Source organism: Labrenzia sp. 5N (assembly GCF_012395805.1).
In the GTDB taxonomy this organism is placed as follows: domain Bacteria; phylum Pseudomonadota; class Alphaproteobacteria; order Rhizobiales; family Stappiaceae; genus Roseibium; species Roseibium algicola.
The window spans coordinates 180359-194147 of sequence record NZ_JAAZTM010000002.1 but is presented as its reverse complement, the minus strand read 5'-3'; the positions used below and the strand labels follow the sequence as shown (position 1 = coordinate 194147).

General features: G+C 59.3%; 10 protein-coding genes. 8 read left to right on the top strand and 2 right to left on the bottom strand.

The features are described 5' to 3' along the window. Positions 1-10 precede the first annotated feature (10 nt). From HEP89_RS01690 to HEP89_RS01675, 4 genes are all read left to right on the top strand, one after another. Positions 11-1000: a DUF4189 domain-containing protein gene (locus HEP89_RS01690; protein WP_168691197.1), complete on the top strand. Its 990-nt coding sequence runs from the start codon at positions 11-13 to the stop codon at positions 998-1000. A gap of 92 nt (positions 1001-1092) precedes the next feature. Next, positions 1093-2115 carry a ligase-associated DNA damage response exonuclease gene (locus HEP89_RS01685; RefSeq protein ID WP_168691196.1) on the top strand — a complete coding sequence of 341 codons (1023 nt, stop codon included), beginning with the start codon at positions 1093-1095 and terminating at the stop codon, positions 2113-2115. Between the two features lie 52 nt (positions 2116-2167). Continuing rightward, positions 2168-2611, top strand: a complete 444-nt coding sequence (locus HEP89_RS01680) for a DUF4440 domain-containing protein (RefSeq protein WP_023001766.1) — start codon at positions 2168-2170, stop codon at positions 2609-2611. Then, positions 2604-4004 (top strand): right-handed parallel beta-helix repeat-containing protein, encoded by a 1401-nt coding sequence (locus HEP89_RS01675; RefSeq protein ID WP_168691195.1) that lies wholly within the window; start codon positions 2604-2606, stop codon positions 4002-4004. The genes HEP89_RS01680 and HEP89_RS01675 overlap by 8 nt, the downstream gene beginning before the upstream one ends. Positions 4005-4051: 47 nt before the next feature. Here the strand turns inward: HEP89_RS01675 and HEP89_RS01670 are convergent, their stop codons facing one another. Next, on the bottom strand, positions 4052-6169 hold the full coding sequence (locus HEP89_RS01670) for a DEAD/DEAH box helicase (protein WP_075281402.1): 2118 nt from the start codon (positions 6167-6169) through the stop codon (positions 4052-4054). A 394-nt stretch (positions 6170-6563) separates the two neighbouring features. On the opposite strand from HEP89_RS01670, the gene HEP89_RS01665 reads away from it, so the two are divergent. Next, a complete protein-coding gene (locus HEP89_RS01665; protein ID WP_168691194.1) occupies positions 6564-8219 on the top strand; it encodes a cisplatin damage response ATP-dependent DNA ligase in 1656 nt (551 codons plus the stop codon). Positions 8220-8382: 163 nt separating this feature from the next. Then, on the top strand, positions 8383-8925 hold the full coding sequence (locus HEP89_RS01660; protein WP_168691193.1) for a hypothetical protein: 543 nt from the start codon (positions 8383-8385) through the stop codon (positions 8923-8925). 80 nt (positions 8926-9005) lie between these two features. Here HEP89_RS01660 and HEP89_RS01655 read toward each other — a convergent pair whose 3' ends face one another. Then, positions 9006-9875 (bottom strand): thioesterase family protein, encoded by an 870-nt coding sequence (locus HEP89_RS01655; protein WP_023001760.1) that lies wholly within the window; start codon positions 9873-9875, stop codon positions 9006-9008. 455 nt (positions 9876-10330) lie between these two features. On the opposite strand from HEP89_RS01655, the gene HEP89_RS01650 reads away from it, so the two are divergent. Together HEP89_RS01650 and HEP89_RS01645 are read left to right on the top strand one after the other, a co-directional pair. Next, the gene (locus HEP89_RS01650) at positions 10331-11014 is read left to right on the top strand and encodes a response regulator transcription factor (protein ID WP_023001759.1); all 684 of its coding nucleotides are present in this window, start codon (positions 10331-10333) and stop codon (positions 11012-11014) included. Positions 11015-11279: 265 nt separating this feature from the next. Then, positions 11280-13772 (top strand): EAL domain-containing protein, encoded by a 2493-nt coding sequence (locus HEP89_RS01645; protein ID WP_168691192.1) that lies wholly within the window; start codon positions 11280-11282, stop codon positions 13770-13772. Positions 13773-13789 lie beyond the last annotated feature (17 nt).

Sequence of the window (13789 nt, the reverse complement as noted above, 5' to 3'; positions counted from 1 at the left end):
TGTTCCTTGATTGTTCAGCTTGTGTTCAGGTGACCTATGGTCAATTCTGCGCGAATATGACCTAAGGGAGGTTCTTTTGAAAGCATTGGTATTTATGGGACTTTTGTCAGTAACCGTTCTTTGTGCAGGTGAAAGCGCAAATGCTTCGGAAAGCCTCAATTATCGTTGCAAACTCGGCAATGAGTTCGTCTTCATTGAAACGATCCCGGAAGAGGGACGCGCAATTCTCGAGGATATCAACGGCAAGACAATCCTGGTGCCGGACGGGCGGGGTGGTTACTTCAACGATGACGAGGAAATCTCTTTTGAGCAGGCTAAAGCCGTTCCTGAACTCTGGCTTGGCGATGTGTCGCATAACTGCGAAATAGCGGCGCCAGATTCCATCGGCCAGAGCCAGGCAAGCAACGCTGTTGGAAAAAATGAAACGCAATTGAATCTCCAGGGCCAATCTCGGGGGGGCAAGTTGCGCGCAGGTCCGGGAACGAATTTCGCGCAGGTCGGCAGCCTTTCGGAGGGGACCTGGGTCACCATCCTGAAAAACAGTGGTGTTCGAATGGACGGCTACGACTGGTTTGAAGTTGTGGCCGACAGCGGATTGCGCGGTTTCCAGTGGGGCGGAATCATGTGCTCCAACGGCTCGAAGATTGCCGGTGTCTATCAAGCTTGTGGTGCGCAGGCGTCTGCGCAGCCGGCCACGAAAGTGGCTCAGCAACTCGGTAGTGGCTGGATGGCGTTTGCCCTGGCTCCTGGCGGAGCCTTTGGTCATGGTGCTGCCCCCACCAGGGCAGCCGCGGAACAATTCGCCATGCAATATTGCGGCAACAATCAATGCCGGATTGCGGACGCCACCCAGGCAAGGTGCCATGCATTGGCCGTTTCACCTTCCAGCAATGGCATTGGCGCTGGCGACAGCGAACAGGCAGCGATGAACTTTGCCATGGGCTGGTGCTCGAACAGCGGCGCAAGCGGCTGCCGTATCGAGTATTCCTATTGTCAGTGAGCCACTTGCCAGTGAACCACGACGCCATGGCCATGCGACCTTTTCGCCGAATGGCCATGGCACATCCGCAAATCAGACCTATCTAGCGACGGATGTCCGATCTTCTGACGCTGACACCCGAAGGCCTCTATTGTCCTGAAGCAGGTGTCCATATCGACCCCGTCCGCCCGGTCGAAAGGGCGGTCATCACGCATGGCCACGCAGATCATGCGCGTTCGGGTCATGGCGCGGTGCTGGCAACGGGCCAGACCCTCGACATCATGGCAATCCGGTATGGCGAGAACTTCTGCGGATCGGCGCAAGCGATCGGATATGGCGAGACGTTGAAACTTCGGGATGTCGAGATCTCGCTGCACCCTGCAGGTCATGTACTTGGCTCTGCCCAGGTCCTGCTGTCATCTGCCGGGCGGCGAACCGTCGTATCGGGAGACTACAAACGGCAGGCAGACCCGACCTGCGCGCCTTTCGAAGTGGTGCCCTGCGATACCTTCGTTACCGAGGCGACCTTCGGTCTGCCGGTGTTTCGTCATCCCCCGGCGCGAGAGGAGATTGCCAAGCTGCTGTCGTCGCTGGAGCTGTTTCCGGAGCAGACCCATCTGGTCGGTGCCTATGCGCTCGGCAAGGCGCAACGTGTTCTCGCAGAATTGCGGGCGGCCGGTTACCAAAAGACGGTCTACCTTCACGGCGCATTGGAGAAGCTGACGGCCTATTACCGAAGCCAGGGGATCGAACTTGGCGATGTCGAACCTGTCGGCCAGCGCGGCAAGGAGCTTGCCGGTGAAATCGTTTTGTGTCCGCCCGGCCAGCTTTCGGACCGTTGGTCCCGCCGGTTCGGCGACCCGGTCGCGGCAATGGCCTCGGGGTGGATGCGCGTTCGGGCGCGGGCGCGTCAAAGAGGGGCAGAGTTGCCTCTGATCCTGTCCGACCATGCCGACTGGGACGACCTTTGCCGCACCATTCTGGAAACGGGTGCCGAGCAGATCTGGGTGACCCATGGCGCGGAGGAGGCACTTGTCCACTGGTGCGAATTGAATGGACGAAACGCCCGCCCGCTCAATATGATAGGCTATGACGACGGCGAGGACGCCGACGTTGCGCGGGCCGCACAAGGCTGATCCGGCCCACGCGAAATTGCGGCATTTATTTCCTTTTGGGGGAGAGGCAGTCATGGCGGACGACGGTGAATTTGCAGGTGCCGGCAACGGCCAGACAAACGGCGCCGGAGCTGGTGCCAACGGCGAAGCCGAAGAGGCGATTGCACAGCTCTTTGACGACTATCAGGCCGGCTTCAACGATTATGACATCGACAGGATCTGCGACTGCTTCGCCCTGCCGACCATCATCTGGCAGCACGAGAAGGGGCATGTCTTCAACGACGACGAAGAGTTGATCGAGAACATCGAAGCGCTCCTTCAGGCATTGGAGAAGGAAGGCGTGTCCCATTCGGACTTTCACGTCGTATCCAGCCACGTGAGCGGCTCGGTCGCACTGGTGACCCTCGACTGGAGCCAGGAAACGGCGGACGGCGAAGCCGTGTTCGAGTTCACCTGCCATTATCAGCTTATCCAGGACGGAGCGGATTGGGTTATTGCCTGCATCGTCAATGAATAGAACGACGGGCCGGAGGGCAGGGTGCCTTGCCCTGCCGATCCTTTGCCTGCTTTCGGTCCTGTCGGGAACCGCAGCGGGCGAAACGCAGGCTATCTATGGGGCATTGACGCCAGCATCGGAAACCTTGCGAGCCTGCACACTTCCGGAGATGACGCCTGGCAAGGTGTTGCTGGAGACCGATTGCCGTTATACGGAACCGGTCGTCATCTCCTCCGACAACATCCTGCTGGATTGCCGCGGTGGCACCATCACGGGCATGCACCGGCGCGGCATTACCATTCGGCCAGGCCTGAAAAACATCACCATTCGCGATTGTCGCCTCGACGATACCGGCGGCATCCTGATTGAAGGTCAAACGCCGTCGGATGACGCGGCGGCGCGGGACGAGGCGCGGGCAAATTCGTCTCAAGGGGTTGTTCTCGACCATCTGACCATCACCAAGTCCTACATGACAGGCGTCTTTGTCGATCACTACGTCGTCGGCGCGACGATCCGTAATTCCATCGTTGCCGATGGTCACCATGTTGGCATCTATTTGGAGCATGGTTCGCAGAAGAACGTCGTTTCCGGCAATCTGATCCGCAACAATGGCCTCTTCACCAACAAGGGCATCCGGCGCATCGGCCCGACCCGCCGAGAAGGCCTGTCCGTGGATGGATCCGCGTACAATCTGATCGAAAACAACATCTTCGACAGCAACGCTTTCGGTGGCATCTTTCACTACAAGAACTGTTGGGAGTTCCACACCACCAACCCGGAAAGCCGACCGCGCCTGCAAGGATCGGACGGCAACGTCATCCGCGGCAATGTCTTTCGGAATATGGACATCGGCATCTGGGTTGCCTCGCGCCAGGCGCGCGATCTGGTGATGTGGGACTGCGGCGACAAGAGCCCTTACGACAGTCCGGTTTCACTGGCCCCGATGATGGGCGACCGCCCATGGGGGCAGTCCGACACTTTTCTGGGGTATCACTTCAACCCGGAACTCATCGCCGGTTTTGTCGACAAGAACGCGCTTGCTCCCAGATGGCCGTTTCCGATGGAGCTGCACCTTTACGAGGATTTCGCCGAAGACAACACGTATCAGGACAACTGCTTCGAGAACCTTGTCACGGGCATCCGGATCGAGGACGATGGCAACACGGTCCGGGACAATCTGTTTGTGGGAGACTTCGAATACCTTTATCTCGGCAGTCCGTTCCGGGCAAATATGCTGAACCGGCCGATAGAGGGAACAGTGATAGAAGGCAACAAGAATGCCTCGCCCTCGTCGCGAAGCTTCCTGCAGAACAGCTTTCTGGCCGCTGACGAGCACAAGGACACTGTCATCGTCCAGCCCGATGCTGGTTCATCCGTGCCTGCGCCGGATACCTGCAAGACAGGACAGACCTAGACCGGTTCAAATGAAAAAAGCCGGTGACAGGGGTCACCGGCTTTCTGTCAGGGCTTTGTTTTCGAGGCCTTGCGCTCGGCGCGCGACGGCTTGTTTTTCTTTGCGGCCTTTTTCTTTGGCGGCGCGGAGTTGGCCGCCGACCGGGTCCGCGGCTTGCGCCGGTCGCCGTCCGGGCCATCCGCGGCACGTTCCTTGCGCTTGGGAGCGCGGTCGCCGCCGTCGAGGTCGCGCGCCAGTTCCTTGGTGTTCAGAGGCTCGTAGGCAGGGTGGTGCGGCACGAAATCGTCGTCACCGGACCGGCGGCGGGATTTGCCACGAGGTCCGTCAAACTTGCCGCGCGGCCCGTCGAATTTGCCTTTGGGACCGTCGAACTTGCCTCTGCCTTCGCGCTTCGGCCGGCCGGATTTCATGCTGTCTTCGGCACCGAGGCTTTCATAATCCGGTGCATCTGCACCACGCGGACGGCGCTTGGGCGGGCCGGAACGGTCGGACCGGTCACGGCGGAAGCCGTCTTCCTTCGGTGGGGCAGGGATCTTGCCGCCACGTGCATCAAGCAGTGTGATGGTGGCATTTTCCTCGCCAGTGCCTTCGCGCTTGACCACATCGGCGAAGCGCTGGCCATGACTGCCGGCGATTTCGAAGTAGAGCTCGTTCTGGAAGATCTTGATTGCGCCGACTTCCTTCTTGGTGACGTGACCGGCACGGCAGATCATCGGAAGGATCCAGCGCGGTTCTGCGCGTTGGCGGTGGCCGAGCGACAGCGAGAACCAGATGCCGTCTTCGAACTTGCCGGTGATTTCCGCGTTGCGACCGCCGCGCGAGCCGGCGTCCCTGCCTCGAAGCGAGGTCTCATCGAGATCGGAAACTTCTTCCGGAGCGGGCAGACGCGACTGACGCAGCTTGACGAAGGCGGCAGCAAGCTGTTCCGGGCTGTGCAGCGCAAGCAGCTCGTTCGCGATCGCCAGTTCTTCTTCTTCCAGTTCCACCTTGAGTGCGGGATCGGCCAGAAGCCGTTCCTTGTCCTTGGCACGAATGTCGTCTGCAGTTGGAGCACCCTTCCAGGTCGCCGTGATGCCGGCAAAATGCAGCACGCGCTCTGCCTGGCGGCGGCGCGGGAAGGGAACCATGAGCACACAGGTGCCCTTGCGGCCGGCACGGCCCGTACGGCCGGAGCGGTGCAGCAGGGCGGCCTTGCCTGTCGGCAGGTCGGCGTGGATCACCAGATCGAGGTTCGGCAGGTCGATACCGCGTGCAGCAACGTCAGTTGCCACACACACACGGGCGCGGCCGTCCTTCATTGCGGCCAGTGCGCTGGAGCGCTGTTCCTGGCTGAGTTCACCGGAAAGGGACACGATGGAGAAACCGCGGTTCGCAAGGCGCGATGTCAGCCGGCTGACAGCTTCACGCGTCGAGCAGAAGACGATTGCCTTTTCCGCTTCATGCTGGCGCAGCACGTTGATGATGGCGTTTTCGCGCTCGTTCGGGGCAACCGGATGCGCGACGTAGTCGATATCGCCGTGCTGTTCGCGAGCGTTGATGGTCGACAGTCGAACGGCATCTTTCTGGAAGCGCTTGGCGAGTTCTGCAATCGGCTTTGGAACCGTTGCTGAGAACATCAGCGTGCGCCGGTCCTGCGGCGCGGTGTCCAGGATGAATTCCAGGTCTTCACGGAAGCCCATGTCGAGCATCTCGTCGGCTTCGTCGAGCACGACAGCCTTGATCTCCGACAGGTCCAGTGCGCCACGTTCGATATGGTCGCGCAGGCGGCCAGGCGTGCCGACGACAATATGAACACCACGTTCCAGCGTCCGCCGTTCGGTGCGCGGGTCCATGCCGCCGACACAAGAGGCGGTTACGGCGCCGGCTTCATTATAAAGCCAGGTCAGTTCTTCCTTCACCTGAAGGGCAAGTTCGCGGGTCGGTGCAATGGCCAGCGCGATGGGAGCGCCTGCCTGGCCGAGACTGTCCTGTCCGTCAAGCAGCGTCGGGGCGAGTGCGAGGCCAAAGGCAACGGTCTTGCCGGACCCGGTCTGCGCAGATACCAGAAGGTCGGCTTCCGGCGGAGCGTCGCTTAGAACGCTTTCCTGCACGGAGGTGAGGTTTTCATAGCCACGTTTCGCCAGCGCGGCCTTCAGCGCCGGGGCGAGAGAAGTCAAATCGGTCATAGAAATCTTTCAACTGCTCCGGATCTTCTGCATGCCAGTCAGCAGTCTACCGGATAGGGCCATCCAGTTATCGGCCCATTGATGGCCGCGGCTTATACAGGCATTTTTCCTTGCCGTCCATCCCGCATTTTTCAGGCGTGAAAGTGGTGCACTGGCAAAAACTGCAGTGATTTTACACAGTGCGCCAGGTACCGAGCGATGACACAAGCGCACTATTGTTCCTCGTACCCGGTCATCTTGTGGGGCATTGACCAATTATCTTATGCCGTTGCTAAATTGAACTGGGCCCAGAGCCGGTCTTAGCTTTCAGCCCGCATTGAGCTGGTAAGCTGAATTTTTTGTCTTTGACGTAAGGGCTTGCAGTCCGGGCGCTTTCGCGGTTCGTATAGCGCTTATGCTGGCTTTTTCCCATCTGCTCGACCGGCTTTCGCTGGAACCCAGGCGCCTCGCCAAGGAAGCGCTCCTGATCCGTTATTTCCGGGAAGTCGCGGATCCGGACCGGGGCTTTGCCCTGGCCGCACTGACAGGCGGGCTGAGTTTCAAACACGCCAAACCGGCCCTGCTCAGGGCTTTGATCGGCGAGCGGACGGACCCGGAGCTGTTCGCGCTTTCCTATGATTTTGTTGGTGACCTGTCCGAGACCATTGCGCTGATGTGGCCGCAGGCAGCAAACGGAGAGGTTGCCCTGAAAGAAGCTGCCCCCAGCCTGTCCGAAGTGGTCAAGCGGCTGGAAGGGGCCGGAAAGAGCGAAGTGCCCGGTTTGCTGACCGACTGGCTGGACACGCTGGATGAGACCGGCAGATGGGCCCTTTTGAAACTGGTGACGGGCGGTTTGCGCGTCGGGGTATCTGCGCGCCTTGCGAAAACGGCAGTGGCAAAGCTCGGTGGACTGGACGTTGCTTCCGTAGAGGAGGTCTGGCACGGGTTGGGGCCCCCCTATGAAGCACTGTTCGCCTGGGCGGAAGGACTGGCCGGACAACCGCAAACATCCGATCCCGCACCATTCCGGCCGGTGATGCTGGCGCACCCCCTGGACGAGGACAGGGACACGGAGCTGCTGAACGCGGAGGACTTTGCGGTCGAGTGGAAGTGGGACGGCATTCGCGTTCAGGCGGCAGCCGGTCTGACAGAGCGTGGCGACCGCGTACGCCGCCTGTTCAGCCGGACCGGTGAAGACATATCCAGGGCCTTTCCCGATATTCTGGATTTGCTGACATTCGACGCCTGCATTGATGGCGAATTGCTTGTGGTATCGGACGGTCAGGTGCGTCCTTTTGCAGATCTGCAAAAACGCCTCAACCGCAAGACCGCCGGGCCAAAGCTGATCCGTGAATTCCCGGCAGCGATCCGTGCCTACGACCTGCTCAGTGTCGGCGGAACCGATTTGAGGGAGCAGCCGTTTGCAGAACGGCGCAAGGCGCTTGAAACTTTTATCACCGGATTGCCGGAGGGAAGCATCGATCTGTCGCCCATGGTGAAGGTAACCGGATGGGAGGAAATCACCTCCGCGCGCGCCGATCCCCATGCCCATCTGCCTCCTGCCGACGCCGATGCCGTTGAAGGCTTGATGCTGAAGCGGTGGGATGCGCCCTATGTCACCGGCCGGCCGAAGGGATTGTGGTTCAAGTGGAAACGGGAACCCTACCTGATCGATGCCGTGCTGATGTATGCGCAGCGCGGCCACGGCAAACGCTCATCCTTTTATTCCGACTATACCTTCGGCGTCTGGCGTGACGGGGAGGCGGGAGCCGAGCTGGTTCCGGTCGGCAAGGCGTATTTCGGCTTTACCGATGAGGAATTGCGTGAAATCGACCGCTATGTGCGCAACAACACCATCAACCGGTTCGGACCGGTGCGGGAAGTCGTTCATAGCGCTGAAAAGGGGCTTGTGCTGGAGGTCGCCTTTGAAGGGCTCAACCGGTCCACCCGGCACAAGTCCGGCATTGCCATGCGATTTCCTCGCATTTCCAGGCTGCGTTGGGACAAGCCGGCAGCCGAGGCCGACAGGCTGGAAACGCTTCAGGCAATGTTGCCAGGTGAAGAAGGGTAATTCGGTGTTCGACAACTCGCTTTTGAAAACCCGCCCTTAAGTCGTGCTTTGGCCATGGAAATATGGCACCCATGGCAAGATACAAACGGCCAGACGCTTGTGCCCCTGTTTCAACTGAAATGCTTGGGGCCAATAGCGCGAGGCCGGCAACCGGAGAGGCAATATGACGATCCGCAACAAATATCTGGCTCCCGTGTTCAGCGGGCTGGCCGTGGCCATTCTTCTGGCTCCAGCAGCTGTCGCCCAGGACAGTGTCGCCCCTGAAACCGCAGACGCAGTGACAAAGGGACAGTCGGACCGCTTTTCCCTGGTCAGGGTGGATGAGGATATCCTCAGGGTGGACCGGCAGAACGGGACCGTCTCCATTTGCAAGGAGCAGAGCGACGCCTGGCGCTGCAATCCGGTGCCGCTGGCAGAAGATGCCTATCTTGCTGAAATCAACGAGCTGGCCGGTGAGGTGGATCGCCTGACAGCCCGTGTGGAGGAGCTGGAAGGCAATGGCGTAAAGTCCGACAAGCAATTGCCGCCCGGTTCCGCACTTGATCGCCCAAAAGCACCCGGCTCCAGTCAGGGTGGACGCAGCCCATCGACAACCGAGGAAGATGAGGAACTGGAAAAGGTTCTGACTTTCACAGAAAGCGCCATGCGTCGTTTCTTTGGCATGGTTCGCGATCTGCAGAAGGACTTCGAAGGCGAAGCCAACTGATCGCCTGAAGTCGGGATAAAAAACAGCGTGTCCCTGCCAGGGGCACGCTGTGTCCGGCAAAGTTCCTTGGCCGGGAGACGTCAGTCGATCAGCATCTTGTTGATGCTCTGATAGGCTTCATCCGGCTGTTCCACGGCAACACGCCTGGTCAGATCCATCGTTAGCGCGACAACATCCAGGACGGCGGCGAGACGGTTCGTCCGTGTTTCAAACAGGTGATGGCGCATCGAGAAGGTCTTTGGATTGACGCCGGTAAAGCCGGAAACCACCAGCATTGCGTCGCCGGTCTTCAGCGGTGTGATCCATGTCAGCTTCATTTCAACGGCCACCCGGCCGAAACCGTTTTCCGTCAGATAGGCGTGTGTCATCGGCGTACGCTGCCAGACATGGGCTACGCCGTCCGTGCAGCAGGACAGCGCAAATCTGTCGTCGGCCTTGCCGTCCGGACCGATATCGCGGGGCAAAACGGTCCCCCGGTAGACGATCTGGGCACCTTTCGACTGCAGGGCCGCAAGCGTCGCGCGCGCATTTGCCGGTCCGGCGGAAATCCCCCTTGGTCCAGCCTCTGCAATCATTGGCGTCTGGAAGTCGCGGAAGCGCTGGCGCAAGGTCTTCGCGGCGCTGGCGCTCGGCTCATATCCGTCGAGAGCTGTTGCCGAAAGCGTTCCCGTGGCGGCGTCGCGCATTTCGTGAATGACAGTGAGCATATGCGGGCCGTCAAAGGCGATGCTGGAGTGAACCGTGATCAGGTCTCCCGTGCGCATCTCCTTGTGGTAGCGCACGTGGCGCACCCGGCGAGCCCCCACCACGGTTTCGCTCAAGCCGGTCATTAGCCGGAACTGGCGATCTGCTTCCTCGAAGCGGCTGAAGTAGAACTGGACGTTCAGATGATCGTTTTCGTCACATTCCCAACGGTTCACAAATGAAAACAGCGTTGCCTGAATTGTCATAATTGCTTCGTGCACTCAGTGATTTTTGATTATGTGATGTGTATTGGACAGGTCATTTGTTGCTGTCTTTGCATTGATTATCAACAAGAAATGTAGATTCTGGAAAATTAGTTCAGGCAACGTTGAGGAAGTGGGTAAAATGAAAAGATCAACTGCGGCGGCGTGATTTAAACTTTAGGTTGTTTTTGTTGGTGGTTCTAACTTGACTATTTTTATTGCGCGTAAAGGCAGCCTATTTGCCGTGCCAACAGCGAATGCGCAGCGCGTGAACATGGAGTGTTGGTCAAAAGCATGGTTTGACTTGCGCGTAACCCATGTTGCAAACATACTTCACAATGGCCGCAACAACGGGGCTTCGCCACAAAATCAAGAAGCGAGCGGGTGCAGGATGACTGCGACGCATGGCTCTGGCGGAACCTGCGGGCCAAACGGACCGTTGAGGGAGGAATAACAACGTGTCGGCGACATCGTATCGGTTCATCATCGCGGATGATCATCCCCTGTTCCGGGGTGCTCTGCGTCAAACGCTCGAAACACAATACCCCGATGCTGTGATCGAGGAAGCCGGTGCGTTGGAGGACGTTACGGCCAAGCTGGAACAGGATGGCGAAGTCGATCTCATCCTGCTTGATCTGTCCATGCCCGGCATGCGCGGTTTTTCCGGGCTTATGTACTTGCGGGCCCAATATTCCGGCGTTCCTGTGGTGGTGGTCTCGGCCAATGAAGATCCGCAGGCCATCCGGCGCGCGGTTGAATTCGGAGCTTCCGGCTTCATTCCGAAGTCTCACGGGATCGATGTCATCCGTGAGGCGATTTCGGAGGTCATGTCCGGCAACATGTGGACCCCGCCGGATGTCGACCTTGCCGCCGACGATGGCAGCGGTGATCTGGTCCAGCGCCTTGCAACGCTTACCCCCCAGCAGGTTCGTGTCCTGATGATGCTGTCCGAAGGTCTTCTGAACAAGCAGATTGCCTACGAACTGTCCGTTTCGGAAGCGACCGTAAAGGCCCATGTATCCGCGATCCTGCAAAAGCTTGGCGTGGAAAGCAGAACCCAGGCCGTTATTGCAGCGTCCAAGATCGAGGCCGGGCAGTGGCAGGTTGGCGGCGAAACCGCCGAGGCTGCCCAGGCTCAGTAACGCCTGGCACACGCGCCACGTTACTTTCTGGCTGCTCCACCTGGAAACGGTCTCCAATGCGGGAGACCGTTTTCTGCTTTGCGTGCTGAGATCGACCTGCCCGGATGCAATTTCTGTAGGCCTTCAGGGCGAGCTTTCCAGTCAGGATTGCAAAAACATAGCGGAATCCGGACCACCGTTTTTACCGTAATTTCAGGGAATGGCTGTAACCGTCATTGCTGCGGGGCGCTGCCACGCAGAGTGCGAGTAGCCACCCGGAGAGAAAATGCGGTCCAGCTTCAATTGGCGACTGATCTTCAAGACGATCGGCATGGCCTTCGTGTTGCCCGGTCGTCAGCTCAAGGTGGACTTCCAGTCTGACGCGGACACGCAGACCGGACAGCAGGAAAGCAATCCTGTTCGCGCCTTCATGCTCGCGTTCGGTCACCCGGTGGTCGACGAACTCCTCGCCCGCAAGGTACGTGCAGCGCAGATCGCAAGTATCGCGCGCCTGACACCCTTTATCGTGCTGGCAAACGTCGTCAACGTAATCGTCATTACGCTCGCGTTTCAGCACTTCATGCCGTTCAGCGTCATTGCCGTCTGGATTGCGGCCATTGGAGCTTTTCTTGCCTACACCCTGTACAAGTGGCTGAAAGCGAACAGGTCGCCAATTCATCTTGCCTCGCGGCGATCTCTGAACAAGGCGGTCTTGCACGCGACGATTTTCAGTGGCCTTTGGGCGGTCGTTCCAGTTGCCGCATTCGGCTATGGCGATCCGGACGGCATCTGGATTGCCTCCTGCGTCACCACCGGCATGCTGTGCGGTGGCGGTTTTACGCTGGCAACCGTGCCGCAGGCAGCCTTTCGCTGGGTCGCAATCCTTTTCCTTGCATCGCTTGTATCGTTTGCAATCGGACGCAGCGCGGAGCTGTGGCCGCTGGTCTTCCTGTTGAGCAGCTACACGCTGGTGGTGGTCGGCAGCGTTGCTTCGGCAGGCTGGCTGTTTGCCTCCCATTTCCTTGCCGAAGCCGAGCTGGAACAACGCGGTGAACTGATCGCTCTGCTGCTGAACGAGTTCGAGGAAAAGTCCAGCGACTGGCTCTGGAAATCGGATAGCCACGGCAATCTGCATTCCATTTCCGACCGGTTCTTACATGCCAGTGGCCGGGACCGGGCGGAACTGGAAACCATGCGCATGGTCGATCTGGCCTATTCCCTGGACGAGAACGATGCGCGGTCAGCCGTGACCAGGCTGGAAAATGCCATGAAGCGTCAGCAGGCCTTCCGCGAAATCGTCATCGGGGTGGACGTGAACGGCGAGGAGCGCTGGTGGTCCCTGGCAGCACGTCCGGTCTACGACGACCATGGTTCCTTTACCGGTTACCGCGGTGTTGCTTCCGACATCACCGAAGCCCGCAGGGCAAGCGCCCTTGTTTCTCACCTGGCCGAGCACGATTCCCTGACGGGGATCGGCAATCGGAGCTGGTTCCTGAAACAGGCCGAGGCGCAACTGGAAGAGCAAAACCAGAATGGCCAGAACACACTGACTCTCTTCCTCATTGACCTCGACAATTTCAAGGTCGTGAACGACACCAGCGGTCACCCGGCAGGGGATGAACTTCTGCGGCAGGTCGCAAGCCGGTTTACCGCCCTTGGCGAAGGCAGGACGATGCTCGCGCGTTTCGGTGGCGACGAATTCGCCGCGCTCGGCCGTTTCGTCAGCGATCAGGCAGCTCTTGCATTTGCCGAGGAACTGGTTGCCGTGACACGCAAGCCTTTCCGGATTGGCCGTCGCGACTTCGCCATTGGTGCCACCGTCGGGTTCACCCGTCTGTGCGACAGCAAGGACACTGTCGACGATCTGATGCGCAAGGCTGACATTGCGCTTTACAAGGCAAAGGAAGGCGGCCGGGGACGGTCGCTCGCCTTCGAGCAGGACATGGAGCGTGAGGTCCGCGAGCGCCGCGAACTGGAATCGGATCTGCGCGAAGCATTCGAATACGGCAAGCTCAATGTCGATTTTCAGCCAATCGTGGACGCCCGGTCCGGCAAGGTGGTGTCCAGCGAGGTCCTGCTCCGCTGGCTGCATCCCGAGCGTGGTGAGGTGCCGCCGGACGTGTTCATTCCGATTGCCGAACACGCCGGTCTGATACTGCCGCTCGGCAGCTGGGTTCTGAGGAAAGCCTGTGCAGCAGCAGCCCAATGTCCCGAGCTGGAGAGCGTTGCGGTCAACCTGTCGCCGGTCCAGTTCATGGATCCAAATCTGGTGGAACAGATCCTGACCGTGCTGCAGGAAACGGGGTTCCCGCCGGAACGCCTTGTCCTGGAAATCACCGAATCCGTGTTCCTGCGCGACTTCGGCACAGCATCGATCAAGCTTCAGAAATTGCGTGACCTTGGTATCCGCATCGCGCTGGACGACTTCGGCACGGGCTATTCGTCTCTTTCGTATCTGCGGCACTACAAGTTCGACAAGATCAAGATCGACAAATCCTTCGTCGATGAGATCGGCGAACGCAGCGACGGTCTGGCGATCATCTCTGCAGTCATTGCGCTTGCGCATAACCTTGGTCTGGAAGTCACGGCAGAAGGCGTGGAGCGCCAGTTTCAGGTGGATGCTTTGCGCACGCTCGGCTGCGACACCATGCAAGGCTATTACTTCGGCAAGCCGGATCCCAATCCGATGCGGGTTGCCCAGATTCGCAGGGAAGACTGGCAGGACCGTTCGCCGAGCACCGCGCCGAAGAACCCTGGAGCGCTCCGCTCCGCTTCCTGATGCATTTGTGCCGACAA